This window comes from Limibacter armeniacum (genome assembly GCF_036880985.1).
Taxonomy (GTDB): Bacteria; Bacteroidota; Bacteroidia; order Cytophagales; family Flammeovirgaceae; genus Limibacter; species Limibacter armeniacum.
In genome coordinates this window covers 1-17,593 of record NZ_JBAJNO010000004.1, presented here as the reverse complement: position 1 = coordinate 17,593, position 17,593 = coordinate 1, and the positions used below count along the sequence as shown (strand labels likewise).

General features: G+C 40.4%; 15 protein-coding genes and 1 pseudogene. 4 read left to right on the top strand and 12 right to left on the bottom strand.

The window, feature by feature from the left end; genetic code table 11:
* Nucleotides 1–41 precede the first annotated feature (41 nt).
* From V6R21_RS03910 to V6R21_RS03900, 3 genes are all read right to left on the bottom strand, one after another.
* Nucleotides 42–2,906, bottom strand: a complete 2,865-nt coding sequence (locus V6R21_RS03910; RefSeq protein ID WP_334241055.1) for a TonB-dependent receptor — start codon at nucleotides 2,904–2,906, stop codon at nucleotides 42–44.
* Nucleotides 2,907–3,037: 131 nt separating this feature from the next.
* Complete coding sequence (locus tag V6R21_RS03905) at nucleotides 3,038–4,357, bottom strand: DUF5690 family protein (RefSeq protein ID WP_334241054.1); 1,320 nt, start codon at nucleotides 4,355–4,357, stop codon at nucleotides 3,038–3,040.
* Between the two features lie 55 nt (nucleotides 4,358–4,412).
* Nucleotides 4,413–5,087, bottom strand: a complete 675-nt coding sequence (locus tag V6R21_RS03900; protein WP_334241052.1) for a phosphonatase-like hydrolase — start codon at nucleotides 5,085–5,087, stop codon at nucleotides 4,413–4,415.
* A 446-nt stretch (nucleotides 5,088–5,533) separates the two neighbouring features.
* On the opposite strand from V6R21_RS03900, the gene V6R21_RS03895 reads away from it, so the two are divergent.
* On the top strand, nucleotides 5,534–6,112 hold the full coding sequence (locus tag V6R21_RS03895) for a helix-turn-helix domain-containing protein (protein ID WP_334241050.1): 579 nt from the start codon (nucleotides 5,534–5,536) through the stop codon (nucleotides 6,110–6,112).
* Between the two features lie 82 nt (nucleotides 6,113–6,194).
* Here V6R21_RS03895 and V6R21_RS03890 read toward each other — a convergent pair whose 3' ends face one another.
* Nucleotides 6,195–8,039 (bottom strand): alkaline phosphatase family protein, encoded by a 1,845-nt coding sequence (locus tag V6R21_RS03890; RefSeq protein ID WP_334241048.1) that lies wholly within the window; start codon nucleotides 8,037–8,039, stop codon nucleotides 6,195–6,197.
* Between the two features lie 964 nt (nucleotides 8,040–9,003).
* Here V6R21_RS03890 and V6R21_RS03885 point away from each other — a divergent pair.
* Nucleotides 9,004–9,621 carry a DUF3244 domain-containing protein gene (locus V6R21_RS03885; RefSeq protein ID WP_334241046.1) on the top strand — a complete coding sequence of 206 codons (618 nt, stop codon included), beginning with the start codon at nucleotides 9,004–9,006 and terminating at the stop codon, nucleotides 9,619–9,621.
* Nucleotides 9,622–9,705: 84 nt separating this feature from the next.
* Here the strand turns inward: V6R21_RS03885 and V6R21_RS03880 are convergent, their stop codons facing one another.
* Genes V6R21_RS03880 through V6R21_RS03870 form a run of 3 tightly spaced genes read right to left on the bottom strand, consistent with a single transcriptional unit; the run spans nucleotide 9,706 to nucleotide 11,258 of the window.
* Nucleotides 9,706–10,725, bottom strand: coding sequence for a type II toxin-antitoxin system HipA family toxin (locus tag V6R21_RS03880; protein ID WP_334241044.1), 1,020 nt, complete (start codon nucleotides 10,723–10,725; stop codon nucleotides 9,706–9,708).
* The gene (locus V6R21_RS03875; protein ID WP_334241043.1) at nucleotides 10,725–11,048 is read right to left on the bottom strand and encodes a HipA N-terminal domain-containing protein; all 324 of its coding nucleotides are present in this window, start codon (nucleotides 11,046–11,048) and stop codon (nucleotides 10,725–10,727) included. Before V6R21_RS03875 ends, V6R21_RS03880 begins: the two co-directional genes overlap by 1 nt.
* A 6-nt stretch (nucleotides 11,049–11,054) precedes the next feature.
* Nucleotides 11,055–11,258 carry a helix-turn-helix transcriptional regulator gene (locus V6R21_RS03870; RefSeq protein WP_334241041.1) on the bottom strand — a complete coding sequence of 68 codons (204 nt, stop codon included), beginning with the start codon at nucleotides 11,256–11,258 and terminating at the stop codon, nucleotides 11,055–11,057.
* A 108-nt stretch (nucleotides 11,259–11,366) separates the two neighbouring features.
* Between V6R21_RS03870 and V6R21_RS03865 the strand changes: the two genes are divergently transcribed.
* A complete protein-coding gene (locus V6R21_RS03865) occupies nucleotides 11,367–11,747 on the top strand; it encodes a hypothetical protein (protein WP_334241039.1) in 381 nt (126 codons plus the stop codon).
* Between the two features lie 47 nt (nucleotides 11,748–11,794).
* Nucleotides 11,795–13,936, top strand: a complete 2,142-nt coding sequence (locus tag V6R21_RS03860; RefSeq protein ID WP_334241037.1) for a hypothetical protein — start codon at nucleotides 11,795–11,797, stop codon at nucleotides 13,934–13,936.
* A 12-nt stretch (nucleotides 13,937–13,948) separates the two neighbouring features.
* Here the strand turns inward: V6R21_RS03860 and V6R21_RS03855 are convergent, their stop codons facing one another.
* The 5 genes and pseudogenes from V6R21_RS03855 to modA form a co-directional block, all read right to left on the bottom strand.
* On the bottom strand, nucleotides 13,949–14,671 hold the full coding sequence (locus V6R21_RS03855; RefSeq protein WP_334241035.1) for a hypothetical protein: 723 nt from the start codon (nucleotides 14,669–14,671) through the stop codon (nucleotides 13,949–13,951).
* A gap of 32 nt (nucleotides 14,672–14,703) precedes the next feature.
* Nucleotides 14,704–15,582 (bottom strand): ATP-binding cassette domain-containing protein, encoded by an 879-nt coding sequence (locus tag V6R21_RS03850; protein WP_334241033.1) that lies wholly within the window; start codon nucleotides 15,580–15,582, stop codon nucleotides 14,704–14,706.
* Nucleotides 15,579–16,249: pseudogene (gene modB / locus V6R21_RS03845) on the bottom strand (molybdate ABC transporter permease subunit). The gene V6R21_RS03850 and the pseudogene modB overlap by 4 nt, the downstream one beginning before the upstream one ends.
* Complete coding sequence (locus tag V6R21_RS03840; RefSeq protein ID WP_334241031.1) at nucleotides 16,249–16,647, bottom strand: TOBE domain-containing protein; 399 nt, start codon at nucleotides 16,645–16,647, stop codon at nucleotides 16,249–16,251. The pseudogene modB and the gene V6R21_RS03840 overlap by 1 nt, the downstream one beginning before the upstream one ends.
* Nucleotides 16,619–17,419 (bottom strand): molybdate ABC transporter substrate-binding protein, encoded by an 801-nt coding sequence (modA, locus tag V6R21_RS03835; RefSeq protein ID WP_334241029.1) that lies wholly within the window; start codon nucleotides 17,417–17,419, stop codon nucleotides 16,619–16,621. Before modA ends, V6R21_RS03840 begins: the two co-directional genes overlap by 29 nt.
* Nucleotides 17,420–17,593 lie beyond the last annotated feature (174 nt).

The window sequence follows — 17,593 nt, the reverse complement described above, 5'->3', positions numbered from 1 at the left end:
TGACTAGGTATTTATTAGTTTTTTGAGAACTAAAGTTTTTATTAGAACAACGAGATTTTTACGCCCATTTGTCCTCTGATGCCATAATATTCTACTTGCAATGGCCTGCCTTCTTCGCCAAGGTAATAGGTCATCGGCTCATTCAGCAGGTTATTCATCTCGGCAAAGATCATCACCTTGTCTGATACCTTGTATGAAGTGGTAAAGTCCATTGTGGTGTAGGCGCCGTAGATCTCATCCTGTGCATCACTGCTACCATGCTCCATGATATAGGCACCTTTATGGTTCCAAGCTAGGCGTGCATTAAAGCCACCTTTTTCATAGTAAAGGGCAATGTTGTACAGGGCATCTGCCTGACGAGGGATTGCTGTTTCCCTTACCTCCCCATCATCCAGTGGGATGGTCATTTCAGACTTCATAAATGTAGCGTTTGCATTGATGCCGAAACCGCTCAGGAAGCCTGGAAGAAAATCAAACTGTCTTGAAACATTGGCCTCTACACCTGCCAACCATGCATTGTCGCCATTGTCTGGTGCTGTGATTTCAATGTTTTTATAAGTCAATACATCTCCTTTGCGTGTAGAGGTAAAGACAGGGTCTGCTATGCTCTTTGCAAATACACCACCTGAGATCACACCAACATTACCAAAGAAATGCTCTGCCATCAGGTCAAAGTTCCAAGAGTAAGTGGGTTTCAACTCAGGATTACCTCCAGTGTAGATATTGTCAAACGACATGTATGAACCACCCGGAGCCATCTGCCAGAATGAAGGGCGTGCAAATGTTCTTGTTACGGCAAATCTCAAGTTGGTCATATTGCTAGGCTGGAACTTGGCGTGCAGCATTGGCAGTAAAGACAAGTAGTTGTTTTCAACGGTTGTTGGCTGTACCTCGCCGTCCACAAGATTGTAGCCTTCAAGCGTTGTGAGGGTTTGTGTCATCCTTAGGCCGCCAATCAGTGTCAGTTTTGTTGTTGGCTTGTAAGTGCCCATCACATAACCTGAGATATGCTGTTCGTGCACTTCAAAGTTACGGCCTATTGCACCACCATTTGATAGCAACCCTGAATCATCTTCCAACAGCTTCAGTTGTCCTGCATCCCTCAGTTTGACATACAGCTCGTGTGTTGTTTCAAGGTCCAGTACTTTAGAGAAGTTCTGGCTGAATGAGCTATTGAGTTCACTCATGTAGTCATTTTTGCCTGGCTGATCCTGAAGGCTGCTTCCTGCGGCTTTACCCAAGAACTCATCCACATTGGCCATCGTGATTTCCTCTGTACCGGTGTATTCATAGTATTCATCTGAGAAAGACTCTGTTCTTAGCTTGTCTCTGAATTTTAATCCTGCCTTCAAGGTAAATATATCCGAAAGGTTGGATTCAATATTGGCTTGTGCAACGATACGGTCCCTGTCACGTTTTGCCACACGGTAAATACCGAAAGTAGCCAATTTCATTTGAGAAGGGTCTACCTGAAAGTCATCACCCAATACCTGATCCAGGTTTTCCAGCGTGAATTGTCCTCCGTCAGGCGTGAACTGAAGTCTGTTCTTATTGTCATCCCCACTTTCCAACATGCCTACATTCATTGGAACACCGCTCTGGTTGAATTGCGCGAGGAAGTAAGAATTATCCTGTCCGTCAGGGATATCACCATAGTAGAATTGGTTATCGTAGCTTGACAGTTTCCAGTCCACTTTTGTCTTGCTGTTCAGCTTGTGGTCACCTGCCAATTCGGCTCCCCACATCTCTGTGATTAGGATGTTGTCAATGTGTTGTAGCTCCACTCTGCCTTCTCCTGTATCAGTATCGATTTTATCAAAACGTAACCTGTGTTTGAAGTGTGTTTCATGATCATTCAAAGTACCATAAACTCCTCTTGCTGTTATCTTGCTGTTCTCATTGAAGTTGTACTCCATACCACCGTTGAAGCCAACAGTTCTTCTTCTGCCGTCATAGTCTCTTAGTTCCAGTCTGTACACACCGTCAGATTTTCTTCTTGGCTCATAGTTGTCCGTTGCCCAAGCTCTGTCCCAGATGGTTCCATTCAGGATATAACCGAATTTTCCATTCTTTGACCTATCGCCATATAGTACGTTGGCAGAGTAGATGCCACCTGCTGCTTTTTGGTTGGCACCACCACCAAGTGTAACATTCAGGGTTCTGCTGTCAGGTGCTGTTTTAGTGATAAAGTTCACGCTACCGCCCATTGCGTCTGCCTCCATGTCTGGTGTGATAGCTTTTGAGACTTCGACCATTTCAATTAGGTCAGAAGGGAAAAAGTCAAAAGCGGATGCACGAGAACCTGTTTCTTCCTCAGCTGCTGGAATACGGTCACCGTTGATGGTGGCTGAAGACCAGTCTGCCGGAAGACCACGTACTGCTACAAAACGCCCCTCACCTTGGTCACGTTCAATCGAAACGCCAGCAATACGTTGTACTGCCTCAGCTGCATTTCTGTCTGGAAGCTTACCGATACCATCCGTTGAGAGCACATTCTTGATATTCAGGGATGCTCTCTGTACAGAAAGTGCCTTGGCTTCTGAAGCTTTCATGGAACCCATTACAACTACCTCGGTCAATTCACTGGCATCCTCAACCATTGAGATGGTCCCTATATCTAGCAGCTGGTTGTCTGTGATGGTTATTTGTTTTTCTATGGATTTATAACCTAGAAATGCAATCTCCAATGTATAGTTTCCGGCTTTGTCTACTCCTAACTGAAAGTGTCCTTCCAAGTCGGTAGTAGTGCCTTTGTTGGTTCCTTTTATCAATACCATGGCGCTAGGTAACGGACCATTATCGTCCACTATTTTACCTTTGACTCCCGCCAGTTTTTGGGCATAAGTAACCTGTCCTAATAGCAGCATGGCTATCAAGAGGAAGTAGTTCCTGTAAATGTTGTACATGACTGTGTTTGAGGTTTAAAACTTCGTTATGTTCCGATAAAAAATAATAGAGAATTAATATTTTGTCATCAGTGGTCTAACCGTACAAGTGCAACGTTTAAACCTTGTTATGAGATAGTGTTTTATGTCTATTAGCAACCTGACATGACAGGTTCTGCTATGGTTGTTTCTGCTGTTTGAGATTTATATCGCCTGATAAAATAGAGGCTGCTGACCAGTGTCACAGTTGCTCCCATAAAGCCGATAATGTAGCTGCCTTTGATCATCCAGGTCAGGTAACTGGCAGAAGGCATCCCGAAATTCTTGTACAATAGCAATCCTGTACTGCCAAGGTAACCCAGCCCATCTGAGAGCAGGAGCAGGAAGCTCACCGTACTGACATACTTGAATGCTGCAATCAGTCGGTCCATCAGCATAATTTGATAAGGTACATACCCCACATACAAACCAAAGCCTATCAGGGTAATCCATACCTCAGGTGTAATCATATGACTCTCGAACAGCCACGTGGCTCCAGCAATCAGCAAACATCCGCCAAAGAGCAGGAGGTGGTTCAGCTGAAAAGCCAGCATATTGTTTTTGATGCGCATCATCAAGGCTATAATCACCAGCATCACGACAAAGATCGGGGTTTCAGTTTGCGTGAATATTGCGGCATCGTTGCCCTTTCCGAGTGAGACCCAGATTTCGGCAGCGAAGTTGTCCCTGAAATCCCTGAACACACACAGCAACACATAAAGCAGCAACAACATGGATAAGCCAAAGCCGAAATGCAGGTAAAATTTCCATCTTGCCTTACCATCCATCGGCATACGCTTGGTTCTTTGCCTTTCATCCTCCTTACTTGGAACAGGTAAATGGTCCATCAGCCATACACTCAATACAAGCGGGATCAGGAAAAGCAAACCGGTTATGGCAGGCATCCAGAACTCTGAGACGTTCAATTCCAGCATCAGCCACTTGCCTACGGACTTTACAATACCTGATGAAAATATCTGTGTGGTAGAAAGTCCGGCTCCCAACAGTTCAGTAGTGGTTCTGCCTTCCAGATAGGAAAAGACAATTCCCCAGACCATGCCAAGCGGTAACCCGTTGAGCACCATAAAGAATATATTGTAAGGCGCTGGTACGATGGCGAAAAGGATAAGTGAGGTGGCCGCTATGCTGATCAGGATCAGGATAAGCCAAGGCCGTTGCTTATTGTTCATCTCCGACACGTACTTGACCCCAATAAACTTGGAAAGCGTGTATCCGATCAGTTGGGCTGTCAGTACCAGTATCTTGTAATCGACTCCCCATTGCTCCATGCCTGCAAATGTGGCAGCACCGATCGGTTTACGGAAAGCATAGGTACCGGAGTAGGTCACAAATGCCGTCATCCAACCGAAAAGCACAAATGTGAGCTTGGGGCTTTTACCTAACCAATTATTCAACTTTTCGAAATGATACATCGCTGTTTATTTTTTGAAAGGGGAAAGGCGATTGCTCACCTTTCCCTGTATTTTGTTACTTGAGTAATGGAATAAGCTCGGGCAAAGCGTGAATAATGTGCGTATATGGATAAGGCTTGAAAGTCTCTTCCGTAAATGCACCTGTCGTGATGCCGATCACCATGCCACATTTTGCAGCGTCACCCTGTTGCATATCAGAGCTGGTATCTCCAATCTTGATCACTGACTGGCTGTCTTCCACACCGAAATGTTCCATCGCCTTGAAGATCATATCAGGGTACGGTCTTCCTTGAGTCACCTCGTCGCTAGCCACACTGAAATCAATCAGGTTGTCCTTTTTCCAGCCTAGTCTGTCGATGATCACATCCATGATATCCCTGCTGAACCCTGTGTCAATGGCAATCTTGATCCCTTTGTTGTGAAGTGCTGTGAAAGTTTCTCTCACTCCTTCCTCTTCCTTTACACTTGCATCGGTTTGGTAGAATTCTACCATATTCCGAACAAACTGATCATGGATAACCTTGATGTCAGCTTCCGTATAGGCTTCCTTGTTATCATCCAATACCTTTTTGATGGCGATTGGCTTAGGGTATCCCATTAGTGGGTTTACCTGCTCTTCAGTTGTCTTGAAGCCGCCTTTTTCAAAAGCGTCTACAAATGCCTTGTGTACATAATTCTTGTCTTTGACTGTAGTACCTGCCATGTCAAAGACTGCCAGTTTGATTCCCATGCTTTTTTGGATTTACATTTCAGGCTAAAAGCCATTCGTTATTCCTTTTAAATAGATCTCGTGATAAGCATCTTTCAGCCAGTGTATCTTTGGCTGAATTGCTTGGTACAAATCAATACATAATTTGATATATATTCAACTTTTGTGAATGATGCTCAATAATTAAATGCCTTGAAAAATAGATTTGGGAATATTGCGTATAACTTTAGTTCATGTTTAGTTTACTGTAAATGCTACTCTGATGTGTATTTATACACATTATGGTAATATTGAGGGGAAAAAATGGAAAGGTTAAAAAATCATCAAATGCATATATTGGTATACCGTTCAGACAAAATGCATAATTATTGAAAGTGAATATTTGTCAAAAAATGAAATCTGATAGAAACCACGAAGTATTTCATTATTTTTAGGAAATTTTTTAAGAAACATAATACAGACCAAGGATGGCAATCAAGGACGAGAGTCTTGGAAATATAGGCAAGGCAATTAAGGAAATAAGACAGGACAAAAGACTCAGCTTGCAGGAGGTGTCTCAGAAGAGTGATGTAACACCTAGCCTGTTGTCAAAGATTGAAAATTTCAGGACAGTACCTTCTTTACCGGTGTTGTTCAATATCGCCCGTGCATTGGATGTAGATATGGCTGAATTGGTAAGGAATGTCAGGCATTCATCTATGGATTATATCCTGATCAGGAAAGGGGAGGTATCTCCTATAGAGCGTTCTGACTCGGAAGGGCTTCGCTACTTTGATCTTATATCACAAGCCATTACCAATGTCAATATGCGGGTCAACTTGGTGGAAGTGAGCGGTAATGTTCACCGTCCGCCAATTGCAACCAACGGGTTGGAACTGCTGTACGTGATTCATGGAGATATCAACTATGGGTTAGGTGAGGAGATGATTGAGTTGCACGAGGGAGATACCCTGTTTTTTGATGGCAATATTCCTCACTCTGTCACCAACGATACAGACCAGAAGGCATTGCTGTTCAAGGTTTACCTGATGGATGTAAATGGGTAACAGCTTTTTTGCTAACGAATAAAAACAACCGCTTCTTGAATAAAGAAGCGGCTATTTGCTTTATAAACCGTTTTGATCGGAATTACATTAATCCTGGCCAAGAGCTACTATTGATAGCTTTTGGGTAACCACTTTCTGCCGTATTGGTTGATTTATTGTACTTGATATAGGTATTGTCACTCAAAAAGAAATAGCAGTAAGTACTGTCCCAGTCAAGGGCAGCGGTAATAGCATTGCCGTATGGCTCCAACCCTGACCATGAGCTGTTGTCAATTGCTTTTGGATAACCAGTATCTACTTGGTCATTGCTGATGCTGTAACTGATATAGGTGCCATCATTCAGGAAAAAATAAGCCTTGTCATTGTCCCAGTTAAGTGCTGCCACAATCTTATCTCCATATCCTTGCAATCCTGGCCAAGTTGAGTTGTTCACTTGTTTCGGATAGCCGGAAAGCACTTGGTCTGTACTCATATCATATTTCAGGTACCTTCCGTCGCTCATGAAAAAGTAGCCATACTGGTTGTGCCATTTAAAAGATGCACTGATAAGTTCCTTGTAACTATCAAGTCCGGGCCATGTTGAGCTGTTGACAGGTTTAGGGTATCCAGCATCAGCTGAGTCGTTGGATTTGTTGTAACGCACATACTGATAATCATTTCGGAAGAAGTAAGCTGTATTGTTAGCCAGATCATTCCAGTCAAGAGCAGCTGAAATTGACAGGTTATTACTATTGCCGTACATACTGAATGAACCTGTAGCACCATTCAACTCGACTGTGTAGGTATTTAACCCAATTGTAGCCGTAGTGTCCGTAAAGTTACCTTGATTTCCAGCAATGGTTCCTACCAATTGGTTGTTGCGGTAGATATTGGCACTATTGCTACTTTGCGAATACCAGAAAACGCTATTTCCTCCTTGAGAAGCTTGCATCACTTTTCTTGGCCCATCTTCTCCGATCAATGGGGCAGATGCCAATTGCCATTCCGGTTGGATCGTGATACCCAGATGTCTCAGGATAGTAGGAGCCACTGAAGTTTGGGCAACTGTCCCATACAGTCCATTAAAACCTGAATTTGGAATAGAAGTAACTGAAGAATTGAATTCATCATTACCTGCCTTGTTCATACCTACAAAGATGGTTTTTTCATAAGTGGTCTGGTTACCATGTGAGTAACCTAAACTTGGGTCACGTCCGTGGTCGGTAGCCACTATGATCAGCCAATCTTCGCCTGTTTGGTCTATACGGTCTTCCACTGCTTGTAATAAGGTTCCCACCTGTACGTCAACTTCAGCAATAGCATTGTTGTAGGCACTTCCCCATCCACTGGCATGTCCTACGTGGTCTACATTATCCAGATGGACAAATAGTAAGTCTGTATTTTCATCCTGTAGGTCATTGACAGCCCATGTAACGGCATGAGCATCATCTCCGCCGTCATATCGACGGTCTACATAGCTCATGTCATTTTCCATAAACTCATGGATGGGAGACCAAACTGCTACTGAAGCTATTTCTGCATTAGGCTGTGCTTCTTTTACATAGGCAAAGATACTTTTCGCTTGAGACTTGTAGGTGGAAGAACTGTTGTTTGGAACTCCATGTTTATCAAACCATACACCAGTCAAAAGGGTAGCCCATCCCGGACCGCTATAAGTACTCTGCTCGGAAGGGGTACCCATGATACCACCTGTAAAGCCTTTACTTATATTCAACTTGTCTAAGTTAGGTGTGCTCACATTTGCCATTTTTTCATACTGTAATCCATCAATGCCAATGAAAAGCACATGCTTGCCAGATGCTGTTCTTAAGTTTGAATTTGGTTCAACTTGGTTGTTTGGCTGTGTGTCAATAATAGCATTGTTACAGCTGCAAATTGCTACATAGATGGCTAGTAATAGCGCTTTAAATAGTTTTTGTGTGTTCATGAGATTTGAATATTTGTAAATTTATGCTGCGATGATATCAAAAAAATAATTAGCTATAACTATGTGTAACAATTCAATAATCAAATGTTTAAATGGCTGTTATGTGAGGGCTTCTAATGTTGAGTAAATTTTAATATTAGTCAATTTAATTGGAGAAGTTGAGACGAGCGCTATTCAGAAATAGCATAGGAAAATACAGGCGACTGCATTGGTCAAAACGATAAATAGATATTTCACATAAATGAATCAACTGGCTGACCTGAGTCAAATATTTCAATTGGCTGCTAGTTCCTTTTATTTGAGAAGCTTTTGAATTGAATTCAGTTCGAAATAGAATTGGAGTAAAGAAGTGAGCGTCTGGTTTATTATTCTGACTTGAAATTGTGGAAGCGTAAATATCAGAAGTCAATGGAAGAAAAAATATGTTAAGACCGAGGTCAACCTCATTTGTTGCTGCCTTTGCAAATAGTAATAAAGCAGCTTTTTATACAGAGATAGAGGGGGATTTTGTGTCCGTTGAAAACTAGCGAAATTTCGTTTATTGGCTTTTGAGTTAAAAATTCAACTTCATTAAAGTTAAAAAATGTTAAAATAAATTTTCACTGAACCAAATACGCTTACAAAAGGAATTTTAATGTTCTCAGCACACTTAACAAAGCTTATTCGTCTTCGTGTCATTAGCGAAATAGAAAATTCTAAAAGTGTATTCTTATCATGAAACAATATTCTATAAGTTACTTTTTACCACTTAAAATATTTTTTAAATGTAAAAATAACCTTAATATTATTTTAATATTCAGTCGTTTGTTAGTGAAAAATTTCTTGCTCATGTTTGTATCGTCAGACAACGATAAAGGAACTACAAACCAAATAATCCTGGAGGTTCCCAAACGATCAAAACCAAATACATTACGGAGTCTGACCTTTAAACGAGATTTTAAGAAACAAGAAAATACATAGAACGATGAAAACATTTAAATCAATTCTGGCAGTTCTGACTCTGAGTATCTTTACACTGATCAACGCTAACGCAACTTACAGACCACTAGGCGGTATCACTTACAGCTTTAAAGTGGCAACCGGTCAGCAAGTGGCAACACTGGTACTAAAAGACATGGAAGGTAAGGCAGTGGACTTTATCCTAAGCAATGCAGAAGGCAAAGTGGTCATGCACCGCAAGTTTGAAGGCGTGGTAGAAACTTCTGCTAAACTGGACTTTGCAGCACTGCAAAAAGGTGATTACACGATGACACTTCAGTTTGAGGATAACCGTGTAGTAAGACAACTGGAGATTACAGAAGCTAAAACAGTGGTGATGAAAGATTACCAACTGACAAGCAAGGATATGCCTTACCAGTTTAAATTGAACGGTAAAGAACTGAGCCTGTTCTTTAACAAAGCAGCGGAGAAAGTGCTGAACATTACAATCACCAACGAAGCTGGTGAAGAAGTTTACAGCTCACGTTTCGTAAGCGGTTTCAAGCCAGTAAAACAGCTTGACCTAAGCCTACTGAAAAGTGGTATCTACTACGTGCACATCAAAGGCAACGAGACTAACGTAACAGAAACAATCGCGCTGTAATCAAAAGCAGACATTCATTTTCATACATACACAAAAAAGTAAAAAGCCCCGCCATCAGGTGGGGCTTTTTCTTTATGTTGGTTGCTAAAGTTTACCACTGAAAGAGTAATTCAACCTTTTGATTCGGTCACGGTACAGGGTCAGGTATTGTGCTTTTAGCTCTTCAGAAAGAAAACTCCTTTGCGTAAGTTGCTCGACCTCAGGGTTGGCAGTGCGGAATGTATCCAGTAGGCGAATGGCTCTTTTTTCCTGCACACCAATCTTCAAGGCAAATTCCAGAAAATCATCGTAAGCATAGTATCCGTTAGCCGCAAAGCTGTCAGTTTCATAGTCATGGGAAAACAGTCCATCTTCCAACGCCATATCCGAATCAGCAACGTGTAGCCGTGTATTGATCAGGTCATATACAGGGCTTAGCAGGTAATCCCCATCCCTTACTTCAATTAGGGAAAAGTTTTTCAGGTGTGCATCCCCATTATGGAAAAGGTAATTGAACAGGATCTGTGCAAACAGTTTTTCCACTTCAACTCTCCAAGCAGGTACAAACTCCCTTAATAAGACTGCAATTTCCTCGTAACTGTATCGGTACTTGAAGTCCGGTCCTGCATTGTCCTTGGTCTTGCCGGCTAATGAAGCAAAATCTTCCAGTCCAAACTTGGTGCCGTCCGATTTTATGTCAAACCGTCGGGTGATATAGGCTGGGGAACCGTCCTGAAAGAAAATCAGGGCATTCTCAGCCGTATTGATCTTGTAAACTTGTCGGGCAATCTGCATGGTCAAATGCTCATTGGCAGGAACCTGCTCCACCAGTTTCAGGTCTCTCGGAATAGGTTTTAGGATATAAGTACCCTGTTCACCGGAATGCGTCAGCCTGAGCCTGTTCTTTTCCAGTACCATACTCAGTTTTTCCTGTACTCCTGAAATAGAGATACGCTTGCGGTTTTCGATAAACAGCTCCGTCACCTCTTCACTAAGTTGCGGAGAGCGGTAAGGAAGTATATGGCTGACTTTCTTCCCTTCAAAAAGTCGTTTACGGCAGGCAGTTGTATAGGTCGAATGTCCTTCCGCCAAAGTACCCGGACAGTTGTAAATCTCTACTTTCATCAGTCAATCGGTTTTACGGATACAGCGCCGATGGTATCAAATTGTGCGGTTTCAAGCAGCAGGCCGAAATGGTCTTCTTCATCCATTTTCAGTTGAAGGCTTTGCAGTTTGCGGTTGACACCTTCACTCAGCATATTGAAGAAAAATGGGAACAGGATTGGACTGTGAAATTCCCGTTTTACCTTGGGTAAGGTTAGGCTTATGGCAGGTAGTTGTGTATCCATAAAATAGGCCTCCTCGTAGACAAATCGGTAGCTATTCCTGTTTTCTTCTGTCAGGATACCCGCCAGCACACCATTTCTGTAAACCTCCGCTTTTCTCATATCTTATTATTGCTTTACCTGTATCACTATTTCGAGTCCCAATACCTCCAGCAGTTTCTGAATGGTAGAAAGGGTAGGGTTTCCTTTTCCATTTTCGATCGCCTTCAGTGTACGGAGTGCTACTCCAGACAGTTCTGCCAGATCCTGTTGCGTAATGCCAAGCGTTTCACGCCTTTGTTTTATGGTAGAAATAAATGCTTCTTGGTGCATTATAATGCTCTTTTGAGTTCAAAAAAGTAAAAAAGTGCTTAAAAAGCAATTAAAAGTGTATTTTAATGCACTTTTTGAGTTAGCAACTAAAATCAAGCTATGTTATTAATGGATAAGGCATCAAAGGAAAGATTGTATAGTCAGCGTGTCAAAACTAGTGATAAGCTTTATTTGATTGCTCGATATATTGAAGAAAAGTATCAGTTTGAACACCAACCAAACCATTGGGATAGTACGTTGGAGGGAATGGAACAAAAGGAGAGCGTTTTTTATAAGGTTTGGTTATGGTTAAACTATGTAGAATATGAAGGCTTAGTTCGTCCTGTTAAAGAATTTATAGAAGTCTTTGGTGAAGAGAAAAATAGAAGCCTGTCTGAAGGCTTAGCTCAACAACAGCTAAATACTACTGATCTGGAAAATTTTTATACATTAGAAGGAGAAGCAGGAAAGGTACTTCTAAAATGGGGAATTAAAGAAGTCATAGGTTAAATGACAATGCCTTATTGAGGCATATTTTTTATTCTAATTGTAATCGGATGTCATCATCAAAGGAGATTCAGCAATCAATATATAAGGCTTTTAAAAAGCTTGATGGAAATGCTTCGTTAGACGAAATAACCATACTGACAGGTTACAGTCAAAATGAAGTAAATCAGGGAATTAAAAGCCTTATAAAAGATGGACACTTATTTAGCATCTCCAATAGAGATCAAAGTGTCATATATAACATGATTTTTCAGCCTTTGTGGAAACGAACCTTAAGAAAGGTAAGGCAAAGTATACGAAAAATTACTAAATCCATTGTCTTTCAATTTGTTAGAATAACTCTTCCTTCAACTATCTATTTTTATCATGCAATTGCATTAAGTGTAATTGCATATATCCTTGTATCTTATTCTTTTCATCCATTTGTCTTACATATTAAGAAAGCATTGGAGGCAGAAGTTGTAATAGGTATTTTATTACTGGTAATAACTTACTTCTGTCTGAGATGGTTTTTTGATCAACATCTTAATTATGAGGAAACAATGGACATTCCTACGTTAGAGTGTGACAACAGAAAGCGTTCGCATATCCATATTCTTCAATCATTTTTGTTAGGTGATCAATATTTAGTTGATGAAGAGGAAAGTGTAAAACATCAGGTGGTAGCCTATCTTCATAAACACGAATATTTAATAACTGTCGCTAATTATATGACTTTGACGGGGTCTCCTAAATGGGAGGCTACAGAAAGCTTGACAAAGTTACTGATTGAATTTGATGGGAATGTATATGTAACAGAAAATGGAACAATTGTTTATGATTTTAGTGAGGTTGAGAATTTACCAGAATCAAAGTTTATCTATGATTACTGCTGGAATAGGCATATACATAATAAGGCGTGGAATATAAATACAAGAAGGCAAGATCAGGAAATCTACGGAATACTCATTAAGATTCTTTTATTTTCAGTAATAACAACTTTACTATTGCTTAATGTAAGTGAAAGTTGGACTTCACTATTGAATATAATATTTGGAGTGCTTCCATTAGTACTTTCTACGCTATTTTTATCATTCTCATTTTTCAATCGTAGGAGGCACTATAAGAAGATAAAAAAACAATTGAAATCAAATGGTATTTATCAACTACTGTATAAGTTTTGTGTAGAGGGAAATGTGCATTTTGATTCCCAAAAGAGTGAACATTATACTCTTCTTAGCAGATTGGATGAGTTTTTAGATTATGAACAAGAGAAAGCATCTTTATTTATTAAAAGTGATTGGTTTTCATCTTCCTTGAAAGATGTTAATGTACTAAGAAAAGTAAACAAAGAGGAGATCACTAACATCAAGGTAAAACCAAGTTATGACCTTCAGTATCTAAGACCAAAATCGATATTTACAGATGATATTTATGGTACTTTTGAGGGAGATGTACTTAAGACTTATACTAAACACTTTAAACCCTTTTGGTATGAGCAATTTTTAGGTTTGGGAATTCCTACAGCTATAATCATTTATATCATATTAGGCGTCGTAGAAAAGAATATACCTTTGTCATTTATATCAGTTATGTTATTTACTGTTCCTATTAATTTAGGTGGTGGATTTTGGGCAATACGTAAATCATTTAGAGGTGGGGAATATGGAGGAATTAATATAAAATCGGGAAAAATAGAGTTTATCTATCAAGATCATCATAATATCGAAACGATAGAAACCACTCAAGTTCAAGGTATATTAATAAGAGCTAAGGGAGAGATTATTACTTATAAAAAAGGAAAAAATAGCCCTTCAACTTATGCGATTGACCTTAAATATAAAATGTTTTTAAGACTAATAGATGGAACAGAAATCGCATTCCCATTAGTTTATGGTTATATAAGAAAAGACATCTATACTTTGAGTTGGGTTTTTAAGCTAGATTTGATTGAAAGGGTTCAGAAATGGAAACATAATAAGGTAGACAGAGAAGTTCAGACTATTTATGAAATGATACAGCAGGAAACATCAGTGCCATTTCAAGTATTTATGGAAATGAAACCTGATCTTGATAAAAGTAATCGAAGGGTTAATTACACTCTAAAGAAAACAGATATTGAGTCATTTGAGAAACAGTTGCTGGAAAGTGGTGCTTTAATTTATTTAGGAGTACAGCCAAAAAATATTGGTTTCTATATTGAGAATCATTGATTTAAATGATTATTACATTTTACTCAAAGTTTTCGATGCAATTTTTGAAATAGTAGTGAGTGGAGAGTTTGCCCAATATTCAAATATAGATCTACAGTCATCAGTTGGTTTAATATTCCATAAAGCTTTTCGAAGATGATCTGTTACCCCCTCACAAAATTCATTGTGATCAAATGGAGTCATAACGATGTCTATATAAAACCTTTGTTTTTCATCTTCTGAAAGTCCTAAATCTGTAGAAAAAGAGCTGACTAAGTCCACAAAATACTCCAAGAAAACAAGGTATCTATAACTGTCAACTTTGTTTCTGCTCCGAATAAATTGGTCGATCATATTGAATAGAACTTCTTTCCCAAGCTTTGCATAGCTGAAATAGTAGCATAAATTAAGCGTAAATTCTAGTCGGAAGAACATAGGATCATGATCTAAAAAGCTCTGTTCAAATTGAAGCTTGATTAACTTATGATAATGTGACTGATTTTCTGAATAAACACTCTTGATTTGGTTATAGATAATAGCTTCTCTCATTCTCTTAAAAGAGAAGTTTATACAAGTAAGGCTCTCATCTAGATGATCATTGACACTCTCATAAGCTGATCTAAAATTTTGTTGATGGACCAATTGTTTTACTGTATACTGATCTACAGTATCATGCTTAAATGTATAGTTATCTATGAAGTCAACGTATTTACAGAATTGGATATATTCGTCTATAATAGATGTCATGTCATTCATTTAAATACAGTTTGAATTTGTAAACGCACCATTTAATCTACCACTGGCAAAATTATCGGATTGAAAGCTTTTGATGCCAGTATTACCTTATCCCCAATCTGGAATTTTTTGACTTCTTCCTCCTGTGCAATAACCTTGACGATATTCTGCTGTACCAGTACGGTGACAATATAAACTACTTCCTGTTTATCAATTTGAAGTATTTCTCCTGCAAACCGGAATTTGCCACTGATATGGTTATCAGTAAAGATGGCGGCAGGTGTGCCTTGTCGGGTGATCTTACCTTTCTCAAGTACCATCACCTGTTGGGATAGCTTGGTGATTTCACCTATATCATGGCTGATCAGGAGGGTAGTCAGCTTATATTCCCTATGTACTTTCAGTAGAAAGTCTTGCAACTTGAGCCTGATTTTGATATCCAGTGCGGCAAGCGGTTCATCCAGCAGTAGCAGCTGAGGACGTTGTACCAATGCTCTTGCCAAGGCTACACGTTGCTGCTGACCGCCTGAAAGGGTAGTGGGTTTCCGATTTTGCAGGTCTCCCAGTTCCATCATTTCTATCAGTTCGCCAATAATGTTTTGAGGTTGACCTTTCGCCAAGGCAAACTGTAGGTTTTCCTGTACCGTCATATTTGGAAATAGGGCATAATCCTGAAAGACATACCCGATACTGCGCTGCTGAGGGGAGAGGTTAATCCTTTTTTCTGAATCAAACCATACCTTGCCATTGACTGTAATGCGTCCATTGTCAGGTGACATCAAACCGGAGAGCATGCGGAGGGTGGAGGTCTTTCCTGCACCGGATTCACCATAAAGCGTGGTAAATGTACCCTGCTCAATTTGACAATTGACTTGCAGTTGCATTTCTCCTGCTGTGGCATTGAGCCGCTTCTGTATATTCAGTTCAATCATTTCAGAAATCGTTTCAGGTAGCCGCCATTGACAAGGTAGACAGACAGCAATACACAAAAAGTAATGGCAAAAAGGATTAGGGAATAGACATTGGCAACACCGTAATGAAGGGCTTCCACTTCCTCATAGATAGCAATGGAAGCTACCTTGGTTTTGCCCGGAATACTGCCACCGATCATCAGCACTACCCCGAATTCACCTACCGTATGCGCAAAAGAAAGGACGATACCTGTCAGGATAGCGGGTTTGATATTCGGTAGCTGTACCTTTAAGAGTGTGGTTAACTTGGATTTTCCCATCACATAAGCAGCTTCAGTCAGCGTGGGAGATAGCCCTGCCAATCCTGCTTGAAGGGGATGTACCATAAACGGCAGACTGTATAACAGTGAAGCTACCACCAATCCTCCGAAAGAGAAAACCAGTTTGATGCCGAACCAATCGGTTAGCCATTCTCCGAATACATTGTTGGGGCTGAATGCCACCAAAAAGTAAAAACCCAACACTGTAGGGGGCAGCACCAAAGGCATACTGACCAATGTTTCGATCAGGGGCTTTAATTTGGAGTTGGTTCGCACCAGCCAGAAGGACAGCATCAGAGAGAGGGGAAAAGGAGCAATGTCGTAACGGTTGCCAGCTCAAATGTCAGTATCAGGGGTGTCCAATCCATTATTCAGAGAGCATTATTTCATTTAACTTGATCATGGCTATGACGGTATCGTTTTGTTGTAAGTCCAGTTGCCTAACGGCATCGCTGCTGATAATGGCTATCAGGTTGCCTACTTCGCTTTCGATGGTCAGCTTGCTTAGAAGAGAACCTTTTTCAATTACAGCTAACGATCCTTTTATCTTGTTGGTCAGACTCACGGCATGTTCCGTATCAGTGCCTATTACTACTTCGGTTTCCTTGAAAAGTATATGAATCGGGTGGTCAACCTTCAAGTAAGCTGCTGTTTCTGGTGTTTCAATAATAATGGTTTGAAGTTCAATGGTTGCTACTTTTACTGTAACCAAAGACATGCTGCCACTGACCCGAATATTAGTGATGTGTCCTGATAGTCGATTCATTTACTGCGTATCCAAATGCTTTCAATATTTTTTTTGCGTCAGTCGAAAATAGGTACTGATAAAAGCGCAGTACTTCAGGTCTGACTGTCTTGTCTTGCTTGACAATAATAACACCTTGCTCCAAAGGAGTATAAAGACTATCGGGAACTTGTGTCCATTTGCCTTTTCCCTTCATTTCAGGTGAAAGTACGACTGAGAGTGCCGTAAACCCCAGTTCGGCAGACTTTGATGTGATAAACTGGTTGGTTTGTGCGATGCTCTCCCCAAACACCAGTTTGCCCTTTACTTTTTCCGTTAATTCCGTTTTTTCTAAGGATTCCGTAGCGGCTTTTCCATATGGGGCAGTTGCAGGGTTTGCCAAGGCAATGTGGTTTACCTTATTCCCTGTAAGTGCTTCTATGGATGGTGAGATGTTTTCCATCATCGACCAAAGAACAAGTTTCCCGTAAGCGTATACTTTTGGGGTGGTTGCAGCCTTTCCGATGCTGTCAATCTCCTTAGGGTATTTCATATTGGCAGAGACAAAAATATCGTATGGCGCTCCTTCCTTGATCTGTGCTGTCAGTTTTCCAGATGAGCTGATCACCAAGTTATATTCAAGCCGATGCTCTTTGGCAAAAGAGTCTGCCAAAGCTTGAATGGCAAACTGCATATTGGCAGCTGCTGCAATGGTAATGACTTCCTTTTCTTTACTTTCTGCACGCTTGTTACAACTGGAAATCACCAAAAAACAGGCAGTCAGTAAGTAAATGATAAAGCTGATTGTTCTCATTTAGTTTAATATAAAAATTCAATACCCAGTATAAGTATTTCTCAAGATAGTGTAGCAGCTTCAGAAAGTCACATGGTATCCTTCAATAAACTTTTGAGATGTGCTATTTCATCCTTTTTGCTGTTCAACTTTTTAGAGCCAAAATACAGTGTATTCTCCAGCAATTCTTTCCCT

Excerpts from the sequence above, each read along its gene's own strand:
- V6R21_RS03885 (WP_334241046.1), top strand. The coding sequence starts at position 9,004 with ATGAAAACATTTAAATCAATTCTGGCAGTTCTGACTCTGAGTATCTTT.
- V6R21_RS03890 (WP_334241048.1), bottom strand. The coding sequence starts at position 8,039 with ATGAACACACAAAAACTATTTAAAGCGCTATTACTAGCCATCTATGTA.
- V6R21_RS03875 (WP_334241043.1), bottom strand. The coding sequence starts at position 11,048 with ATGAGAAAAGCGGAGGTTTACAGAAATGGTGTGCTGGCGGGTATCCTG.
- V6R21_RS03855 (WP_334241035.1), bottom strand. The coding sequence starts at position 14,671 with ATGAATGACATGACATCTATTATAGACGAATATATCCAATTCTGTAAA.
- V6R21_RS03860 (WP_334241037.1), top strand. The coding sequence starts at position 11,795 with ATGTCATCATCAAAGGAGATTCAGCAATCAATATATAAGGCTTTTAAA.
- modA (WP_334241029.1), bottom strand. The coding sequence starts at position 17,419 with ATGAGAACAATCAGCTTTATCATTTACTTACTGACTGCCTGTTTTTTG.
- V6R21_RS03840 (WP_334241031.1), bottom strand. The coding sequence starts at position 16,647 with ATGAATCGACTATCAGGACACATCACTAATATTCGGGTCAGTGGCAGC.
- V6R21_RS03910 (WP_334241055.1), bottom strand. The coding sequence starts at position 2,906 with ATGTACAACATTTACAGGAACTACTTCCTCTTGATAGCCATGCTGCTA.
- V6R21_RS03870 (WP_334241041.1), bottom strand. The coding sequence starts at position 11,258 with ATGCACCAAGAAGCATTTATTTCTACCATAAAACAAAGGCGTGAAACG.
- V6R21_RS03850 (WP_334241033.1), bottom strand. The coding sequence starts at position 15,582 with ATGATTGAACTGAATATACAGAAGCGGCTCAATGCCACAGCAGGAGAA.
- V6R21_RS03905 (WP_334241054.1), bottom strand. The coding sequence starts at position 4,357 with ATGTATCATTTCGAAAAGTTGAATAATTGGTTAGGTAAAAGCCCCAAG.
- V6R21_RS03900 (WP_334241052.1), bottom strand. The coding sequence starts at position 5,087 with ATGGGAATCAAACTGGCAGTCTTTGACATGGCAGGTACTACAGTCAAA.
- V6R21_RS03865 (WP_334241039.1), top strand. The coding sequence starts at position 11,367 with ATGGATAAGGCATCAAAGGAAAGATTGTATAGTCAGCGTGTCAAAACT.
- V6R21_RS03895 (WP_334241050.1), top strand. The coding sequence starts at position 5,534 with ATGGCAATCAAGGACGAGAGTCTTGGAAATATAGGCAAGGCAATTAAG.
- V6R21_RS03880 (WP_334241044.1), bottom strand. The coding sequence starts at position 10,725 with ATGAAAGTAGAGATTTACAACTGTCCGGGTACTTTGGCGGAAGGACAT.